This is a genomic window from uncultured Brachyspira sp. (genome assembly GCF_944390595.1).
Taxonomy (GTDB): domain Bacteria; phylum Spirochaetota; class Brachyspiria; order Brachyspirales; family Brachyspiraceae; genus Brachyspira.
In genome coordinates this window covers 1-19,342 of record NZ_CALXRN010000133.1, presented here as the reverse complement: position 1 = coordinate 19,342, position 19,342 = coordinate 1, and the positions used below count along the sequence as shown (strand labels likewise).

The window sequence follows — 19,342 nt, the reverse complement described above, 5'->3', positions numbered from 1 at the left end:
ATCTTAAAATATTAAAAAGTGGAGATATTGTTGAATAAAATATCTCCTCTTTTAATAAAACTATTTTAGAATATTTATAAAGGTTATATAATATGGAAGAAGAATATAGATTAAAAGTTTCTCATGTATATAAGTCTTTTCCAGGTGTACAGGCTTTAAAAGATATTAATTTGGCTGTAAGAAAAGGTACAGTGCATGTATTATGCGGAGAAAATGGTGCCGGAAAATCTACATTAATGAAAATAATTAATGGTATATATAAAGCTGATATTGGCGGTATAGAGATAGATGGAAAGGCAGTACAGATAAAAAATCCGATACAGGCTAGAAAATTAGGTATATCAATGATATTCCAAGAACTTAATTATGTTCCTGAGATGACAGTTGAAGAAAGTCTTGTTTTAGGTGATTGGCCTATGACTTCCTTTGGTACTGTAAATTGGAAAAAGATAAGAAAAGATGTTGTTGATATATTAAAAAAAGAAGGTTTAAATTATTCTCCTACTACAAAATTAAAAGAATTGACCGTATCTGATGTTCAAATGTTGGAAATTATTAAATCAATAGCTAATAATGCTAATATATTTATTATGGATGAGCCTACTTCAGCTATTACTAATAAAGAAGTTGATAGATTATTTGATAAAATATCTGAGCTTAAATCAAGAGGAGCTTCTATAATATATATATCTCATAAAATGGATGAAATTTTTAAAATTGCTGATGACATTACTATATTAAGAGACGGTGAAACTATACTTACAGATAGAGCAGAAAATTTTGATATAGATAAAGTTATATCATTAATGGTAGGAAGAAAACTTGGAAGTAACTATCCTAAAGAAACAGTAGAAATAGGTGAAAATGTTTTAGAAGTTAAGGATCTATATTCTGAAAATGTATTTAATAAATGCAGCTTTTATGCAAGAAAGGGTGAAATAGTTGGTTTTGCCGGTCTTATGGGTGCTAAAAGAACTGAGCTTGTAAGAACTATATTTGGTATAGATAAACATTCTTCTGGAGAAATAAAGATTAAAGGCGAGGTTAAAAATATAAATAGTGTATCAGACGGCATTAATAATGGTATTGCAATGCTTTCAGAAGACAGAAGAAGATTTGGTATAATTCCATGCAGAAGTGTTAGAGAAAATGTTTCTTTAGCTAGTTTAGGAAAATTTTTCTATAATCAATTTTGGCATAAAGGAAATGAAAATAAAGAAGTTAGAAAATATTGTGAAAAGATGAATGTTAAAACAGCTTCTTATGAAGCTAGTATAGATACACTTTCTGGAGGAAATCAGCAAAAAGTATTGCTTGCAAGATGGATATTAGAATCTCCAGACATACTAATAATGGATGAACCAACTAGGGGTATAGATGTCGGAGCCAAATTTGAAATCTATAAATTAATGACGGATTTAGTAAAAGAAGGCAAAACATTAATAGTGGTATCTTCAGAACTTCCAGAGCTTATAGGCATGTGCGACAGAATATATGTTATGTGCAAAGGAAGTATAGCTGGAATGCTAAATAGAGATGAGTTTTCTCAAGAAACTATAATGAAATTGGCAACAGGTACTATTACAATGTAATTAAAAAATATAATAAAAATAAATTAGGAGATAGAAATGAAAGTTGATATAAAAAAGATATATAGTGAAATGATGAGCAAATACAGCATATATTTTATACTTTTAATAATGATAATAGTATCATCATTTTTAAATAGTAATTTCTTGACTTTTGCCAATTTTAGTAATATTTCAAGCCAATTAGCTGTAACTACTATTTTAGCATGCGGTGCGACAATGCTTATCATATCAGGAATGATAGACTTATCATGCGGAAGTGTTCTCGCTTTAGCAGGAGTTTTATCAGTAGCTTCATACAAAGCAACTAATAATATGATTTTAGCTATACTTGTTGCTATAGTTATTGGAGTTATATGTAATTTAATAAATGGTATAATGATAACTAGATTTAAAGTTCCTCCATTTATTGCTACATTAGCTATGCTTACTATGGCAAGAGGAGCAGCATTAAAATATACAGCAGGACAAAATATATATCAAATAGGAGATTATACTATATTGGGTCAAGGTACATTACCAGGCGGAATACCTATATCTGTATTATTTTTAATATTATTTGTTGTTATTACTTGGTATATACTTACTCATAAAAAATTGGGAAGAGCTTTATATGCCATAGGCGGTAATGAAGAAGCTGCTATTGCATCTGGAATAAATGTTAATAGATCCAAAATAGAAGTATTTATTATAAATGGTATATTTGTAGGATTTGCCGGTGTACTATTTATGTCAAGAAATAACGTAGGTCTTCCTAATGGTGCTATAAGCTATGAATTGAAAGCTTTAACTGCTGCTGTTATAGGCGGAACAAGTTTTTCAGGCGGTTTAGGTACTGCTCAGGGAACTATTGCTGGTGCTTTTATAGTTGGATTCTTGGATAATATTATGACTCTTATTGGTGTTGACTCTTATATACAGCAGATAATAAGAGGTGCTATTATTGCTATAGCAGTTATTTACGATTTGTATTCTAAAAATAAAACTTTGAAAAATAAATTAAAGGCTCTTAAAAATTAATTAATATTCTCTTTACAAAAGCAGGTCTAAGTTATTGGATCTGCTTTTTTTAATTTAAAAATCCGGAGGGAATTTTTTAACTCTATCTTTAAATAAGAACTCTATTAATTTTCTTGTTCTTGTTAATAAAAAATATGACCATAATTCTATTGAGGTTTGTCCTATTGTATAAGTTTTTATTTCATCTATTGGAATTTGTATATTCTTTTTTATATTTGAACTTAGATTAATTTTTAATTCTGCTTCGTAATATTTTCCTTTTATAGAAAAATCAGGAAGCATATCATGTACTATGCAGTTTCTTACACATTGAAGAGTTTTAGCTAAGTTATATTCTTCTTTTGGAAGCATTTTATAATTATTAACTATAGAGATTAGAATTCCTATATTGCACTGTGCCAAATCTTCTACATTAGTAATTTTTTCTTCATATCTTTTTCCATTATTATATTTATACATGTATATAAATCCATCTTCTTTCATTTTCTCTTCCAATAAAATCATAAGAGACTGCTCAAACATACTGCCTACTAGTGTACAGCTTGCCTCAAAATATCCGAAATAATAATTCTGATGAACTTGATAAAGTAATTTTAACATATGTTCTAATCTGTCATTATTTATTTGACCTACATGCATTCTTTTATATTGAAGAGCTTTTCTTCTTAGTTCAGCATTTTCTAAAAACTTCTCATTGTATCTTTCTTTAAGAGTTAATTTTGGTTGTTTTACTTTTTTTGTTTCATTCATTTTATTATCCAATAACAGTATATAATATATTAACATTATGATAAAATTATTCAAGTTTAATAAAATTAGGTTTAAATTTAATTATATATGATATATAATATTCTAATCATTTAATTCTTTATATATGTTAAGGAGATGCTTTGAGATTAGAATTAATGCTTGGCGTTAGATATTTAAGAGCCAAAAAGAAATTTTCATTTGTTTCAGTTATTACTATTATATGCGTACTTGGTATATTAGTAGGCGATATGGTGATGATTACAGTTCTTTCTGTTATGAATGGTTTTCAGGATGATATAAGAGATAAAATACTTGGAATGAGAGCACATATAAATATAAGTGCTTACAGTGATCAGCCTCTTACTGATTATAAATATGTTGTTGATAATATAATGGATAATAAAGAAATAACTAGTGCCTATCCGTATATTGTTCTTCCTTGTATAATGCGTTCTTACAATTTTACTATACTTATAACAGTACGTTCATTTGAGGATAATATATTTAGTACAGATAAGGACTTTATTAAATACTTTAATTTTGTTGAAGGAAATAATAAAGATATGAAAACTAATGAGGCATTAATAGGTTCAGAAATGGCAAAAGATTATGCTTTATCGGTTGGAGATACTATTGATATAATTTCAGCTTCAGGAAGTTTTGATAGGGGATTTAAGCCTCAGAAAACAACTTTTACTATTAAAGGTATATATAAAACAGGCTATTATGAATATGACAGCAGAATGGTAATAGTTCCGCTTTCTACTGGGCAGGCTATGGTTGGTTATGATAATGCTGTTACTGGGGTTGCGGTGAAAGTGAGAAATTTTTTTGATGCTGATAAAGTAGCAAAAAAGATTGATACTGATTTAAAAGAGTTTTATAATGTTATGCCTTGGATGCTTTTTGATAGAAATTTCTTTCAGGCTTTGCATACAGAAAAGTTAATGCTTGCCTTGATTCTTTCATTTATTATATTGATTGCTGCGTTAAATATTGCTTCAAGTCAGATAATATTTGTAAAGGATAAAAGGCGTGATATTGCTATAATAAAAACTTTAGGATTAAGACCTTCTAATGTTGCTAAAGTTTTCTTTTTGGAAGGAGCTATAATAGGAATAATCGGTACAGTTCTTGGAGTTATATTCGGTATTCTTCTTGCAACTTATGTTAATGAGGCACTTGAGGGAATAAGAATTATACTTCAAGTAATAGTTAATATTATTTGGTTTATACCTTCAAAATTAAGCAGCGCCATATCTATTCCTATAGTTCCAGACTTCTTTCCTTCTGATATATATTATGTAAGCGGAGGGCTTCCTTCTATAATACATGCTTCACAGGTTGTAATGGTTGCTAGTATTTCATTCTTGCTTTCTGTTTTATTTGCTATAATACCGGCTTATATTGCAAGCAGATATAAACCTGCGGAGGTATTAAGATATGAGTAATAATAAAGAAGTTTTAATAAAAATAGAAAATTTAAAAAAGACATATATTGGTCCTCCGAAAGTAGAGGTATTAAAATCTTTGAATTTAGATATTTATAAAAATGAGATACTTGCAATTACGGGTGAATCCGGAAGCGGTAAAACTACGCTTTTAAATTTAATAGGCGGAATAGATGATATAACAGAAGGCAGTATAAATATTGCAGGCAATAATATTGGAAAGATGAATGAGGGACAATTAGCACATTTTAGAAACAGTTCTCTTGGTTATGTTTTTCAGTTTCATAATCTGCTTGGGGAGTTTAGTGCTATAGAAAATGTTATGATACCATCATTAATGCTTAAATATAATAAAAAAGAAGCAAGACAAAAGGCGGAAGCATTGCTTGAAACTGTAGGTTTAAAGGATAGAATGGAGCATAGAATAGGGGAGCTTTCAGGAGGAGAATCACAGAGAGTTGCTATTGCTAGGGCTTTAATAAATAAACCAAGTGTTGTTTTAGCCGATGAGCCTACTGGAAATCTAGATAAAAAAAATGCTGAGATGGTTAGAGAGTTATTATGGAATATGACTAAACAGAGTAATGCCTCTTTAATTATAGTTACGCATTCTCAATCTATAGCTGATATGGCTGATAGAAAATTGCGTTTAGAGTATGGAGAAAATTTAGCAGAGTATTGAAATATAAAATTTTATGCTATAGAATAATGCATAACAATGATTAGGATTTTTATTGATGATTAAGCAAATAAAAGAATTTTTTAAAAAAAAGGAAGAGCAAAGAGGGCTGCATGAAACAGCAAGAAGTGATATTCATATAGATAAATATTATTCTTCAGAAGAAAAACATGTATATAGAAGAATGTTTAAATATGCTGTAAGACAAAAAGGATTATATTTTATACCTTTATTTATTAGTCTTGTTTACACTATTATAAACATCCTTCCTCCTTTTTTTGGACAAATGGCTATAGCTCTTACAGGCGGTAAATCAGCACAGCTTGTAGAAAGAATTCCATTTTTGCAGAAATTGTTTGAAATAGATGCAAAAGCTATAGTCGGCAATGCTATGAATACTGGAAGCATATTTAATGCAAATTTGCTTCTACAATTTACTGCTGTAATAGTAATAGGTTTAGTATATGTTGTGTTAAGAGTAGGGTTAGATTATTTAAAATCATTCTTATTTGGATTTTGTACACAGGCAATAAATAGAGATGTTCAGGCTGATATGCTAAAATCTGTATTAAATACTGATATAGGATATTTTAAGCAGGAGAGAGAAGGAACTATATTAGCACGTATAGCTGAAGGCGGTGCTATATCAAACTTTGTTACTGGTACTTTTCCAAATATGATTACTATACCTTTCACTTTAATACTTACATTAGCTGTACTATTTTTCTTAAATGCTAAACTTACATTAGTATGTTTGATAGCAAGTCCGTTAATAGCTATTGGTACAGATATGATATCGAAACTTATAAAACCTAGAATTGCTAAGTCTCAGGAGATGAGTGCTAATATGGGCGGTATAATGCAGGAGAACATGAGAGGTATTGAGGTTATAAAAATATTTTCCAAAGAGGATGTGGAAGTTGACAGATATATTAAATATAACAATGAGATAATAGATTATTCAAGAAAGATGACAATGATTTCTGTATTGAATAGGCCATTAGTTGAGCTTATAATGATAGTTGCTATGCTTCTTATTTTGGCTTACGGCGGATATTTGGTATTTAACGGAGAGATGCCTTTTGAATTTTTATGGGGATTTTTACTTTATATGCTTAACATTTCTACTCCTGTAAGAGATTTATCAGGTCTTTTTGTTGGTTTGCAAACAACTAAAGTAGTAGGTAAAAGAGTATTTCAAATAATGGATTTGCCTCAGGAAAAAGTTGATGATAAAACTAAAATGCCTATGAAGCCTATAGAAAATTCTATAGAGTTTAAAAATGTTGAATTTGAGTATCCTAAACGCGGGGAGGAAGAACCTTTTAAATTAGGTCCTGTTAGTTTTAAAGTTAAAAAAGGAGATATAGTTGCTTTTGTAGGTAATTCAGGAGGCGGAAAGACTACATTAGTTACATTAATACCTAAATTATTTACTCCTTCATCCGGACAGATATTATTTGATGGTGTAGATTATAGAGAAATAAATACTAGAAGTTTAAGACAGCATATAGGTGTTGTATCCCAGGAAAATATTTTATTTTATGGAACTGTTAGGGATAATATAATATATGGAGATACCACTGCAACTGATGATGATATGATAAGAGCAGCAAAAATAGCACATGCTGATGAGTTTATATTGAAGCTTCCTAATGGTTATGATACGCATATCGGCCCTAGAGGTATAATGCTTTCTGGCGGACAGCGTCAGCGCATAGCATTAGCTAGAGCAGTTTTAAGAAAGCCTTCTATATTGATTTTAGATGAAGCTACTAGTGCTTTAGATACTGAAAGTGAAATGTATGTACAAAAAGCATTAAATGAAATCATTAATCTTCAAACTACATTTGTAATAGCTCATAGAAATTAAAAAATAAAAAATGCTACATATATATGTGTTGTTGAAGACGGAAAAATAATAGAATCTGGAACTCATGAGGAATTAATGAGTAAAGGCGGAAAATATCAATATTTATATTCATTGCAGTTTAGAGAGTAATTTATGAAAGAACCTTTTATATCTATAATAATACCTGTTTACAATACTGAACAATATTTAAAAAGATGTTTAGACAGTGTTATAAATCAAACTTTTAAAGATATAGAAATAATAGTAGTTAATGATTGTTCTCCAAAAAATTGCGATGAGATAGTAAAAGAATATAATGATGAAAGAATAATTTATATTAAGCATGATGTCAATAAAGGTCTTTTACTTGCAAGAAAAACAGGTAATATCAATGCTAATGGAAAATATATAACTTATCTTGATTCTGATGATGAGCTTGATATTAATGCTTGTCAGTTTATATATAATGAATACCAAAAAAGAGAAGTTGATGTTATACATTTTTCTGCAAAAGCAATATTAGATAATGATGTAAATATTAGTGATAAAGAAAGAATTAGAGCAATTAATAAAGTTGAATGGTATATTTCATCTAATAGAAGTTTAATAGATGAAAGATATTTATTAAGTGAAGTAGTTTTAGAAAAACTTCCGCATAATATGTGCTGTAAAGCATATAAAAAAGATATTATAAAAAAAATTACAGAGTATATACCTGATATAAGGCTTATGAATGCGGAGGATATGCTTCAGTCATTAATGTTTTTTTATTTTGCTTCATCATATTCTTCTATAAATGAAAAGTTATATTATTACTATATTAGCGTTGGAGAAAGTAATAAAAATACTTCCAATTTGAGTTTTGAAGGATATTCTTATTTATGTGAATGCTCTGCTATTGGGTGTAAAGAGTTTTTGGAATTTTTAAAAAAGCAGGGTACAGAGTTATTATATGGATTTTATTATTATACTATATACTATAATCAGTATAGATTTTTAAAAGAAAAAATAGTAGATAATGAAAATAAAAATAAATTCACAGAGATATTAGAGAGTTATTTTGACATAAATATAATAAATAGATATTCAAAGTTAAAAGAGTATGAAGATTTAAAAATACAAAGAGAAAAAAATATTATTAATAAACTTACCCCATACTTTTTTTCAATAATCATGTATGAATATTATATTAATATAAAAATATTTGGTATAAAAATAAATTTAAAAAATAGTAAGTGTTTAAAAGAACCTAAAGTAATATCTTTAAACTCTTTGTTAAAAAATATATTTTCTATTAATACTGATAATAAAAAAGATAAATATATTAAGATATTATTTATAAAAATAAAATTATAGGAGTATTTTATGATCCTTATAACAGGAGGAGCTGGATTTATTGGTTCGCATATAGCTGATATTTTTGTTGATAATAATTATGAAGTTATAGTTGCAGATAATTTATCAACTGGAAGAAAGGAAAATATAAATGACAAAGCAGTTTTCTATGATATAGATATAAAAAATTTAAATTCTTTGGAAGATATTTTTAAAAAGCATAATATAGAATATGTTATTCATCTTGCTGCTCAGGTATCTGTTCCTAATTCTATGAGAGATCCTATTAATGATGCTAATGAAAATATAATAGCTTCTCTTAATGTATTAGAGTTATCGAAAAAATATAATATAAAAAAAATAATTGTATCTTCAAGTGCCGCTGTTTACGGAATGCCTAAATATTTACCTATAGACGAAAATCATACGGTTAGTCCGATATCGTATTATGGTGTTTCAAAACTAACTATGGAAAAATATATTGAGCTTTATAATATAGATTACATTATTTGCAGATTTTCAAATGTTTACGGTCCAAGACAAACTCCTCATGGAGAAGCTGGAGTTGTATCAATATTTATAGATAATTTTATCAATAATAAAGAAATAAATATATTTGGAAATGGAGAACAAACTAGAGATTTTATATATGTAAAAGATATTGCCAAAATATTTTTAGAATTAGTAAAAAACAATGTTTCAAAACAAGTGATTAATATATCAACTAATTCTGCTATAACAATAAATAAACTTTTTGAAAGTATAGTTAAGATATCAAATAATAATGTAAAAGCTAATTATCTAAATACTAGGGAAGGCGATATTGAACACAGTATTTTAGATAATAAAAAACTGCTTTCTTTAGTTGATATTGATTTTGTTTCTATAGAAAAAGGCTTGGAAGATACATTTAAATATTTTAATTTATAGTTGTTTTTTATTTTTTATGATATAATATTATGTAAAAAATGAGAGTTTTAATATGCCTTTATTTTCTATAATAGTTCCTGTATACAATACAGAAAAATATATTTCTAAATGTTTGGATAGCTTGATAAACCAAACTTTTAAAGATATAGAAATTATTGTAGTTAATGATGCTTCTACAGATAATTCCAAAAAAATAATAGAAGATTATATAAAAATAGATAATAGAATAATATATATTGAACATAAAGAAAATAAAAATTTACTTTTAGCAAGAAAGACTGGAAATACTGCATCTTCAGGAAAATATATTACTTATGTTGATTCTGATGATGAGCTTGATATTACTGCATGTGAAAAAGTATATAATATTATAAAAGAAAAAGATTATGATATAATATATTTTGGAACTAAAGTTATTTCTGATAGGGATACTAAAGATATGCAATGGTCTTTGCTTACAAATAGATATAATATTAATACAGACTATTTGATTAATGAAGCTATAAATAGAAGAATACCTCATAGTATGTGGGGTAAATTTTTTAATAAAGAAATAATAAGTAAATTGATAGAGTATATTCCAGATGTTAAATTAATGAGTTCTGAAGACATGCTTCAATGTTTAATAGCTTTTTATTTTTCTAAATCATTTATTACTTTACATGATCAATTATATATTTATAATGCTGATATAGGTGTAAGTACAAAAAATAATGATGAAATTAGCTTAGATAAATTTGAATATATGTGCCGAAATATTAAATTAGCATTAGATGAGTTTTATAATTTTTTAGTAAAAATAAATTCAAATATTTCATACGGATATGAGTTTGCTAAATTGTATTATAATCAATATATGTATCTTTTTGAAAAGATAAATAATAATGATAATAAATATTTAGAAATTATAAATAAATATTTTGATAAAAATTTAATAGAGCAATATTTAAAATTAAATGATTACTACAATTTAGAAAAAAATAATATTCAAAAGCTAAATGATAAATTACTTCCGTATTTTTTTTCTGTGATAATGAAAGATTTTGATATTATAGTTAGAATATTTGGGATACGAATTATTGTAAAAAATAAGAAATGTTTAGATGAACCAATCGTTATAACATTAAGCAACTTATTAAGAAATATTTTTTCTATTAAAACTGCTAAAGATTATACGATTATAAAAATTTTATTTTTTACTATCAAGTTAAATAAAAATAAAGGGGTAAATAATAATGCCTAAAGTTAGTGTAATAGTACCTGTATATAATAGAGAAAAACTGATTTCAAAATGCTTGGATAATTTAATAAAACAGACTTTTAAAGATATAGAGATTATAGTAGTTAATGATGCTTCAACCGATAATTCAAAATTTGTTATAGAAGAATATTTAAAAAAGGACGATAGGATTATATTATTGGATCTTAAAAATAATTGCGGATCTTATGATGCTAGAATTTTTGGATGGATGAAAGCCAAAGGAGATTTTATAGTTAATTGCGATTCTGATGATTATTACAGTAATGATGCCATAGAAATAATGTATAATGAGGCTGTAAAAAATGATGCAGATGTTGTTGTAGCAAAACTGATGATAGTTTCAAATGGAAAGATAAAAGAAGATACTTGGTATAATAAACCAAATACTGGAATCTTAATAGGTGAAGATATTTTTAAGTTATTATTAAAAAACAGATATAATTGGAGCATACATACTAAATTGATAAAAAAAGAGATTATTGATTTAGCAATGAATGACTTGCCTAAAAATAAACGTTTGCTATTTTCTGAAGATATATTGATGTCTGGTATTATTTATTATTATTCTAAAAAACTTATATACAGCAGTAATGCTAAGTATTTTTATGAAATTAATACTTCTGGTAATTTTCATGAAGCACAAGATATGAATAAAGAAGTAAAAAGGGTAGAATATACCATATCTATATTGTATTCTTTACTTAATTTTATGATTAGTAAAAAATTGGATAATAATTATTATAGCTCATTTTATGTATTAACAAATTTTTTATATGGAGAATTATTATTTAATAATTCTATTCTTAATTATGATTTAAAAGAGAGTTTAACTATTTTTTGGATAGAAAAATTAGGTGTTCTTTCTATATCTAAAGATTATTATTCAAAAGATTTATATAAAATGAATTTGAGTTCCATTCATTTTTCTAATAAAAAAGAAATAAAAAAAATAAAAAATATAGGAATAATTTATAATAGATTATATAATGGAGGAGTAGAGAGATTTATATCAAGATTATCATTTATATTGAATGACAGCGGATATAATATAATAATTTTTACAAATGAAGAGCCAAATGATAAAGATTATTCTTTGCCTAATAATACTGCTAGGATAGTTTTATCTAATGACTATGAAAGCAGATACTCAATTTTTAAAGAGAGCATAGAAAAATATAATATTGATATTTTTATACATAATGGATGGACTTCTGATAAATTTTTTATAGATTCTTTAATAATTAAAGATATAGGTATAAAATTAATAACAGTTTTACATAGTGTATTTAGTTATTCCGTATATGACGGAAGAAATATTAATAATCAATTAAATAGAATTAATATGTATAAATTTTCTGATGCTTTAATTGTGTTGTCTAATACTACTAAAAGATTCTATGAGTATATGGGATTAAATAATATTTACTATATACCTAATTTTTTAACTTTCAATATCAATAATACGAATATATCAGATTTAAAGCAAAAAAATATTGTATGGATAGGCAGATTTGAAATAGATGTAAAGCAGCCTATACTTGCTTTAGAAGCTTTTTCTAAAGTTGTGAAAAGTATTCCTGATGCCAAATTGTTGATTATTGGAAGTGGAGATTCGTATGAAGAAGGATTGGTTAAGCAAAAAATTAAAGAATTAAAAATAGAAAATAATTGCAAATTACTAGGATATCAAACTAATATAGAAAAATATTTTTTAGAATCTTCTGTGCATTTATTTACTTCATCTTTTGAAGGATTTCCTATGGTTTTGGGAGAAGTAAAATCTTATGGCATACCAACGGTTATGTTTGATTTGCCTTATTTAGAGATGGTTAAAGATAATAAAGGACTTGTAAGAGTTCCTCAAAATAATATAAATGAATTATCAAATGCTTTAATTAAAGTATTGGAGGATGATGAATATAGAAATAAATTAGGTATTGAAGCTAAAAATAGCTTGGATAATTTTTCTGATGAAAATATATTTGCATTATGGAAAAAATTATTTGATGATATAGAGCAGAGTAAAAATAATGAAAATATTTCTATAGATGATAGTGTAAAAAGTGTTATAGATGAACTTATACATGCTGTTCAATTTGAAGAAAATAATTTAAGAAAAGAGCATAAGGATTATGAGTATTTTATTGATAAACTTCTGCCTTATTTTTTTGCTATAGTTAGATATCATAATTATTTTATTATCAAAATTTTATTTATAAGAATATCTTCAAAAATTAATAAATATTATGAGAAACCTAATATTATAAGTCTTAATAGTTTATTAAAAAATTTATTCGATATAAGCAGTGATAAAAAATATATATATATAAAAATATTATTTGCTTTAATTACAATAAAAAAATAATTCTAGTTGATTTAAATAATTACATGATATAAAATTGTTTAAAATTATATTGGTTATTTTTTATGACACTTAAAGATATTGATAATATATGCTGGTTTATACCATTTAGAAAATTAAGAGATTCTATTAGAGAATTATTAACGGATATATATAAAATTAATATTGGAATTAATTATGTTATATATAATTTGAATAATAAAAATAATGATGATACTCTTGTAGTTTCTATAAGCGGCGGATTTGCTGATCAGATTTATTATTATATTTTATCTAAGAAGATAGAACTTGTATATGGTAAAAAAATTAAATATGATATAAGTTGGTATTTAGAAGATGGATTTGATATAGAGGGAAAAAACAAAAGAATTTTTGAGCTTTTGAATGTTTTTCCAGAATTAAAATTGGATATGGCAAAATCTGAAGAATTATTAGTTTATAAAAATTATTTTGACTTCATTTACAATTATAAACCGTATGTAGATGATTATTATTTTGACAATGTCTTATCTTCTAAAAAAAATGTATATTTATATAATTATCCATGTATTTTTAGGGATAAATATTTAGATATATTTAATAATAATATTTTACCTTTATTAGATTTTGATAGATATTTATTTCCAAAACTTGACGATGTCAATTTGAAATATTTTAATGACATAAAATCAGAAATGTTTTCTGTGGCATGCCATATTAGAAGAACAGATTATTTAAAAGTGCCTGATATAAAAATTCCTGATAAAATTTATTATAAAAAGGCAATAGAATTATTATCGAGTAAATTAAATACAAATAGTTTAAAAATATTTTTCTTTTCAGATGATATTGATTATGTAGAAAATGAATTGCTGCCATTAATAGGTAATGATTTTAAATATGAAGTTGTTAGAGCTAATAATAGTGAAAAGGGATATATAGATTTTTATTTAATTAGCTTGTGTAAGTATCAAATAGCCTCTGTTGGCAGTTTCTGTAAATGTGCATATATTTTTAATAAATTTAGCGATAAAATAATTATAACACCAGATGATATATAGTAAAATAGAAATAGTTTGTTAATCCTAATGCTTAAAACTAAAGTCTTTTCACTGAATGAAGTGTAGTTAGTAGAGCCGGATAAATTCTAGCTTATAAAAAATAAAAACATTATAAATAAAAAAAGCATTGTTAATTATTAGCTGATATTTCAAACAAATATATTTTATTAAATTTAATTTTATATATTATCTTATTTGTTTTATAAGTTTGCAAATAAGTTCAGCCTCACTTTTCTGCAAAGTAGGATATATAGGCAATGATATGCTTTTTAAATATGCATTTTCAGTATTAGGGTAATTTTCATTTGGTAAATTCAAATACTGATGAAGAGGCTTGAATATAGGTCTTGCAGCCTCAACATTATGACGTTCAAACATTTTTATAGCATCATAAATATTCATAGACCCATTAAGCATGCATACATACCTGTAATATGATGGACTTTCACTGTCATGTGTAGATAGTTTCATTAAATTGCTTTCAAGTATTGCATTATCATAGAATGATGCGATATCAGACCTTACTTCTACCATTCTTTCAAGATGCTTTAATTCTTCTATACCTATAGATGCCTGTAAATCAGTAGGACAATAATTGAATCTCTGAATAAAATTTTCTTTTTTATCATAATGGATAATATCCCTTATGGCATCCATTCCTTTTTTCTTAGTAAGTATCATTCCTCCAGCACCGCCTGAAGTTATCATTCTAGTTGCATAGAGAGAAAAGTATGCAAAATCTCCGAAACTTCCAAGAAGAGTATCTCTATATTTTCCACCCAAACTATGAGAAGCATCCTCTATAACAGGAACTTTAATATCAGCAAGCTCATCTATTAATGCACAGTTTCCAAACATGTGAGAAACTATAATTGCTTTTGTCTTTTCATTTATAGCTTCTATAACATTGTCCATAGAGATTTGAAAGCTGTCTTCATCTATATCTATTAAAACAGGAGTTGCCTTCAGATTAGTAACCACTTGAAGAGGCGAAGCATTTAAAAAAGATGACATTATAACCTCATCTCCTTCTCCTATATTAAGATGTCTTAATATAAGCTCTAATGCAGATGTACCGCTATTAACAAATATAGCAGTAAAACCTTTTCCGAAATAATTGGCAAATGTTCTTTCAAATTCATAGATTATATCGCCTGTTGCAAGGTTATCGCTTATCATTACCCTTAAAGCTGATTCTAAATCTTTTTTTCTTATAGTAGGTCTGGAATGTCTAATCAATTTACTGCCTCATAATTATAAAGTTATAAATGATGATATCATATAATATATAATTTTCAATATTGATTTGATTCTTAATGTATAATTATTTTATTGATTTTTTTATTTAATTTATTATAATTGTTTCAATTAGGATAGATATTTATGCTGGACTTTTTGAAAATAAATAGTATTAGGATAATACTTTTATTCATTATTATTTTTTCGTTTATTTTTAATATTGTATTATCATTTCATATTATTCCTATTAGGAGTACTTATGATGATTTTCAGCATTTTTATGATATGTATAGATGGTATGAGAAAAAAGAACTGCCTGCAACAGGTACAAGATTTAATCTTTCTGATACGATTGAAGATGAGTTTATAACGCCAAGAGTACCGGGAGGAGCTTACTATATATATTATATATTATATATTATGTTATAAACTTTCAAATGAAAATTTATTTGCAGCAAAGATTATAAATTATTTTTTTAGTCTTTTGATAATATCATTATTTATATTCTGGCTTTATAAAAGATTAGGGCTTTTTGTTTGTTCTTTGATGTCGCCTCTTATTTTACTTAATGGTTATTTGGTAAAAGCTATGACTAATTTTTGGAATCCAAATATATCTTTAATATTCAGCTTTATATTTTTTATTCTTCTTTACGAATACATAGATAAAAAATCAAATAAGAAAACTGTAATATCATCTATTTTTATTTTTCCAGTATTAGCAATTATTGCTCAAGGTCATTTTGCCTCTTTCTTTTCTGTTATTCCTAGTATGATATTTTATTTAATAGTAACTTATAAAAACACAATTAAATATTTGAAGTATTGGATATTAGGCATATTTTTATCCTTTTTATTATATCTGCCGTATCTAATTTCTGAAATTAATAATTCTTTTATTAATACAAAATCAATGATGTCAAAAGGGTATGGAGTATCAAGAATAATTGTTGCTAAAGTGCAGGCTTTATTTTTATTTCCAACTAATGAAATGTCATCTCATTATTTGCAAGGATTAAAAAATATAATAGAATTTTGGACTTCTTCTCCGTCTTATATATACGGTTTGATATTTCTGGTTTTAAGTATAATATTTTCTTTATATTGTTTAATTAATATGCTGTACTATGTATTTAATTTTAAATATAAGGCAAAAACATCTTATGAGGGTACTATTTTAGAATTGTCAAGATTTTTTATTTTATCCGTATTTTCTACACTTTTATGTTTTAATACATTCAAATTTGGTGAAGGTTATTTTCACTATTTGTATGGGCTTTTCTCTGTATCTTATAGTCCTATAATATTATTCTTTGTTCAAAAAGAGAATTATATTTTGAATAATAAAAAAATATTTTTTGCTTTAGTTATTTTTTTGATATTAAATGCTGCCGCTATGTTTGGAACTATTGATAGATATGTTAACAGATTTGAAAGGAATTCGTCTAATAAGCACAATATTTATATAGAAGATTTTTTAAAAACTAAAGAAAAATATTAATAATTAAATATATTGATAGTAAATTTATTTGACTTTATTATTATGGTATTATATAATACTAATAGCAGTAATTATGTATAAATCAAGGAGATATATAATAATGAAAAAGTTAATAACTATATTTTTAGCTGGAATATTAATTATTTCTTGTTCAAATAATTCAGCTAATACATCTTCAAATAATACTGAAACATTAAAAATAGGAATACTTCAACTAGTAGAACATAATGCTCTTGATCAAGCCAATCAAGGTTTTATAGACGGATTAAAAGAAGCTGGTTATGAAGACGGTAAAAATATAACTATAGATTATCAAAATGCCCAAGGCGAACAGGCTAACTGCATTACAATATCTCAGAAGTTTGTTAATGATAGAGTTAATTTAATACTTGCAATAGCAACACCTGCAGCACAGGCAGTAGCAAATACAACAAAAGATATACCTATATTAATTACAGCTGTTACAGATCCTGCAGATGCTAAATTAGTAGCTGATAATACAGCCCCTGGAGGAAATGTTACAGGTACATCAGATTTAACACCAGTAAAAGAGCAAATTGAATTACTAAAAAAATTAGTTCCTTCAGCTAAAAATATAGCTTTTTTATATAATTCAAGCGAACAAAACTCTAAATTCCAAGTTGATATAGCAAAAGCAAAATCAGATGAAATGGGATTATCATATATGGATGCCACTATTACAAATCCTAATGATATACAGCAGGTAGTACAAAGTTTGGTAGGAAAGGTTGATGCTATATATGTACCTACTGATAATATGGTTTCTGCAGGTATGGCAAATGTTATAGCTATTACAGAGCCTGCTAAAATACCAGTAATATGCGGAGAAGTTGGCATGCTTAATGCTGGTGGGCTTGCTACTTATGGTATAGATTATTATGAATTAGGCAAATTAACTGCTAATCAGGCTGTAAAAATACTTAAGGGAGAATCATCTCCTGCCTCTATGCCTATAGAATATATACAAAATCCAGTATTAGAAGTTAATACTAATGCAGCACAAAAATTAGGCATTACAATACCAGCCGATTTATGATTATTATTTAATTTGATTATACAAAAGCCTATATATTATATGGGCTTTTTTTATTAAAAAATATATTATTAGGGTTATTTATTACTATGAAAAAAAATATTTTTATATTATTATTTATATTTATAATGGTTTTTTCCTGCTCAAAAACAGAAAATAATCAGTCTTCTGACAATGAATTAATAAAGATAGGTATAATACAGTTAGTTGAGCATCCAGCTTTGGATCAGGCGTACCAAGGTTTTGTAGACGGATTAAAAGAGGCTGGATACGAAGAAGGAAAAAATGTTTCTTTCGATTATCAGAATGCACAGGGAGAACAGGCTAACTGTATTACCATAGCTCAGAAATTTTTAAATGATAAAAGCGATTTGATACTTGCAATAGCAACACCTGCAGCACAGGCAGCAGCAAATTTAATAAAAGATATACCTATATTAGTTACAGCAGTTACAGATCCAGAAACAGCAAAACTTGTTGAAAAAAATGATGCCCCTAAAGGAAATGTATCTGGTACTTCAAATTTAACTCCTGTAGATGAACAGATGGAATTATTAAAAAAATTGGTGCCTAATGTAAAAACAGTTGCCCTTATGTATAATTCAAGCGAACAGAATTCAAAATTTCAAATAGATATGGCAAAGAGAAAGTTAGATGAAATGGGAATATCTTATATAGAAGCTACAGTAACTAATCCAAATGATATACAGCAGGTTGTTCAAAGTATAATAGGCAAGGCTGAGGCTGTATATATACCTACAGATAATATGCTTGCTTCTGGTATGGCTAATGTGATATCAGTTACAGAGCCTGCTAAAATACCAGTAATATGCGGCGAAGTTGATATGCTTAAATCAGGAGGACTTGCTACTTATGGTATAAGCCATTATGAACTTGGTAAATTGACTTCTAAACAGGCAGTAAGAATACTTAAAGGGGAAGCATCTACAGCAACTATGCCTATAGAATATCTGCAAACTCCTACATTAAGTATTAATACAAATGCTGCTCAAAAACTTGGTATAACAATACCAGCTGATCTACAGTAATATATTTAATTTTTTATATAAAAAAGCCTATATAAATTATTTTATGGGCTTTTTCTTAAAATACTTGACTTTTTTTATTTATTATATATGATAGTTATCATGTTTAAGTCTACAGTCTACAGTCTACAGTCTACAGTCTACAGTCTACAGTCTACAGTCTACAGTCTACAGTCTACAGTCTACAGTCTACAGTCTACAGTCTACAGTCTACAGTCTACAGTCTACAGTCT

At 26.5% G+C, this 19,342-nt stretch carries 16 protein-coding genes; 14 read left to right on the top strand and 2 right to left on the bottom strand.

All coding sequences use genetic code 11. From position 1 onward, the window contains the following. Nucleotides 1–92: 92 nt before the first annotated feature. Nucleotides 93–1,592 carry a sugar ABC transporter ATP-binding protein gene (locus Q0J90_RS07985; protein WP_297277400.1) on the top strand — a complete coding sequence of 500 codons (1,500 nt, stop codon included), beginning with the start codon at nucleotides 93–95 and terminating at the stop codon, nucleotides 1,590–1,592. A gap of 36 nt (nucleotides 1,593–1,628) precedes the next feature. Continuing rightward, entirely contained in the window at nucleotides 1,629–2,609 is a 981-nt protein-coding gene (locus Q0J90_RS07980; protein WP_297277399.1) for an ABC transporter permease, read from the top strand. Between the two features lie 54 nt (nucleotides 2,610–2,663). Here Q0J90_RS07980 and Q0J90_RS07975 read toward each other — a convergent pair whose 3' ends face one another. Beyond that, complete coding sequence (locus tag Q0J90_RS07975; protein ID WP_297277398.1) at nucleotides 2,664–3,359, bottom strand: hypothetical protein; 696 nt, start codon at nucleotides 3,357–3,359, stop codon at nucleotides 2,664–2,666. A gap of 155 nt (nucleotides 3,360–3,514) precedes the next feature. On the opposite strand from Q0J90_RS07975, the gene Q0J90_RS07970 reads away from it, so the two are divergent. The 8 genes from Q0J90_RS07970 (at nucleotide 3,515) to Q0J90_RS07935 (ending at nucleotide 14,269) form a co-directional block, all read left to right on the top strand. Further along, nucleotides 3,515–4,810, top strand: a complete 1,296-nt coding sequence (locus Q0J90_RS07970; protein WP_297277407.1) for an ABC transporter permease — start codon at nucleotides 3,515–3,517, stop codon at nucleotides 4,808–4,810. Continuing rightward, nucleotides 4,803–5,492, top strand: a complete 690-nt coding sequence (locus Q0J90_RS07965) for an ABC transporter ATP-binding protein (protein ID WP_297277397.1) — start codon at nucleotides 4,803–4,805, stop codon at nucleotides 5,490–5,492. The genes Q0J90_RS07970 and Q0J90_RS07965 overlap by 8 nt, the downstream gene beginning before the upstream one ends. A gap of 55 nt (nucleotides 5,493–5,547) precedes the next feature. After that, nucleotides 5,548–7,362, top strand: a complete 1,815-nt coding sequence (locus Q0J90_RS07960; RefSeq protein ID WP_297277396.1) for an ABC transporter ATP-binding protein — start codon at nucleotides 5,548–5,550, stop codon at nucleotides 7,360–7,362. Nucleotides 7,363–7,494: 132 nt separating this feature from the next. Next, the gene (locus Q0J90_RS07955; protein WP_297277395.1) at nucleotides 7,495–8,697 is read left to right on the top strand and encodes a glycosyltransferase family 2 protein; all 1,203 of its coding nucleotides are present in this window, start codon (nucleotides 7,495–7,497) and stop codon (nucleotides 8,695–8,697) included. A 9-nt stretch (nucleotides 8,698–8,706) separates the two neighbouring features. Next, the gene (locus Q0J90_RS07950; RefSeq protein ID WP_297277394.1) at nucleotides 8,707–9,606 is read left to right on the top strand and encodes an NAD-dependent epimerase/dehydratase family protein; all 900 of its coding nucleotides are present in this window, start codon (nucleotides 8,707–8,709) and stop codon (nucleotides 9,604–9,606) included. Nucleotides 9,607–9,658: 52 nt separating this feature from the next. Beyond that, nucleotides 9,659–10,849 carry a glycosyltransferase family 2 protein gene (locus Q0J90_RS07945; RefSeq protein WP_297277393.1) on the top strand — a complete coding sequence of 397 codons (1,191 nt, stop codon included), beginning with the start codon at nucleotides 9,659–9,661 and terminating at the stop codon, nucleotides 10,847–10,849. After that, nucleotides 10,842–13,232 carry a glycosyltransferase gene (locus tag Q0J90_RS07940; protein WP_297277392.1) on the top strand — a complete coding sequence of 797 codons (2,391 nt, stop codon included), beginning with the start codon at nucleotides 10,842–10,844 and terminating at the stop codon, nucleotides 13,230–13,232. The genes Q0J90_RS07945 and Q0J90_RS07940 overlap by 8 nt, the downstream gene beginning before the upstream one ends. Nucleotides 13,233–13,294: 62 nt before the next feature. Beyond that, complete coding sequence (locus Q0J90_RS07935; protein WP_297277391.1) at nucleotides 13,295–14,269, top strand: alpha-1,2-fucosyltransferase; 975 nt, start codon at nucleotides 13,295–13,297, stop codon at nucleotides 14,267–14,269. A 186-nt stretch (nucleotides 14,270–14,455) separates the two neighbouring features. Here the strand turns inward: Q0J90_RS07935 and Q0J90_RS07930 are convergent, their stop codons facing one another. After that, nucleotides 14,456–15,508: a DegT/DnrJ/EryC1/StrS family aminotransferase gene (locus Q0J90_RS07930; RefSeq protein ID WP_297277390.1), complete on the bottom strand. Its 1,053-nt coding sequence runs from the start codon at nucleotides 15,506–15,508 to the stop codon at nucleotides 14,456–14,458. A gap of 144 nt (nucleotides 15,509–15,652) precedes the next feature. Between Q0J90_RS07930 and Q0J90_RS07925 the strand changes: the two genes are divergently transcribed. From Q0J90_RS07925 to Q0J90_RS07910, 4 genes are all read left to right on the top strand, one after another. Beyond that, on the top strand, nucleotides 15,653–15,937 hold the full coding sequence (locus Q0J90_RS07925) for a hypothetical protein (protein WP_297277389.1): 285 nt from the start codon (nucleotides 15,653–15,655) through the stop codon (nucleotides 15,935–15,937). 55 nt (nucleotides 15,938–15,992) lie between these two features. Further along, the gene (locus tag Q0J90_RS07920; protein ID WP_297277388.1) at nucleotides 15,993–17,009 is read left to right on the top strand and encodes a hypothetical protein; all 1,017 of its coding nucleotides are present in this window, start codon (nucleotides 15,993–15,995) and stop codon (nucleotides 17,007–17,009) included. A gap of 100 nt (nucleotides 17,010–17,109) precedes the next feature. Beyond that, nucleotides 17,110–18,066 (top strand): ABC transporter substrate-binding protein, encoded by a 957-nt coding sequence (locus Q0J90_RS07915; protein WP_297277387.1) that lies wholly within the window; start codon nucleotides 17,110–17,112, stop codon nucleotides 18,064–18,066. Nucleotides 18,067–18,152: 86 nt separating this feature from the next. Continuing rightward, nucleotides 18,153–19,112: an ABC transporter substrate-binding protein gene (locus Q0J90_RS07910; RefSeq protein ID WP_297277386.1), complete on the top strand. Its 960-nt coding sequence runs from the start codon at nucleotides 18,153–18,155 to the stop codon at nucleotides 19,110–19,112. Nucleotides 19,113–19,342: the final 230 nt, after the last annotated feature.

Bases quoted from the DNA above. Each gene is read 5' to 3' on its own strand.
- Q0J90_RS07935 (WP_297277391.1), top strand. From the start codon at position 13,295: ATGACACTTAAAGATATTGATAATATATGCTGGTTTATACCATTTAGA.
- Q0J90_RS07980 (WP_297277399.1), top strand. From the start codon at position 1,629: ATGAAAGTTGATATAAAAAAGATATATAGTGAAATGATGAGCAAATAC.
- Q0J90_RS07950 (WP_297277394.1), top strand. From the start codon at position 8,707: ATGATCCTTATAACAGGAGGAGCTGGATTTATTGGTTCGCATATAGCT.
- Q0J90_RS07915 (WP_297277387.1), top strand. From the start codon at position 17,110: ATGAAAAAGTTAATAACTATATTTTTAGCTGGAATATTAATTATTTCT.
- Q0J90_RS07960 (WP_297277396.1), top strand. From the start codon at position 5,548: ATGATTAAGCAAATAAAAGAATTTTTTAAAAAAAAGGAAGAGCAAAGA.
- Q0J90_RS07925 (WP_297277389.1), top strand. From the start codon at position 15,653: ATGCTGGACTTTTTGAAAATAAATAGTATTAGGATAATACTTTTATTC.
- Q0J90_RS07970 (WP_297277407.1), top strand. From the start codon at position 3,515: ATGCTTGGCGTTAGATATTTAAGAGCCAAAAAGAAATTTTCATTTGTT.
- Q0J90_RS07940 (WP_297277392.1), top strand. From the start codon at position 10,842: ATGCCTAAAGTTAGTGTAATAGTACCTGTATATAATAGAGAAAAACTG.
- Q0J90_RS07910 (WP_297277386.1), top strand. From the start codon at position 18,153: ATGAAAAAAAATATTTTTATATTATTATTTATATTTATAATGGTTTTT.
- Q0J90_RS07965 (WP_297277397.1), top strand. From the start codon at position 4,803: ATGAGTAATAATAAAGAAGTTTTAATAAAAATAGAAAATTTAAAAAAG.
- Q0J90_RS07945 (WP_297277393.1), top strand. From the start codon at position 9,659: ATGCCTTTATTTTCTATAATAGTTCCTGTATACAATACAGAAAAATAT.
- Q0J90_RS07975 (WP_297277398.1), bottom strand. From the start codon at position 3,359: ATGAATGAAACAAAAAAAGTAAAACAACCAAAATTAACTCTTAAAGAA.
- Q0J90_RS07985 (WP_297277400.1), top strand. From the start codon at position 93: ATGGAAGAAGAATATAGATTAAAAGTTTCTCATGTATATAAGTCTTTT.
- Q0J90_RS07955 (WP_297277395.1), top strand. From the start codon at position 7,495: ATGAAAGAACCTTTTATATCTATAATAATACCTGTTTACAATACTGAA.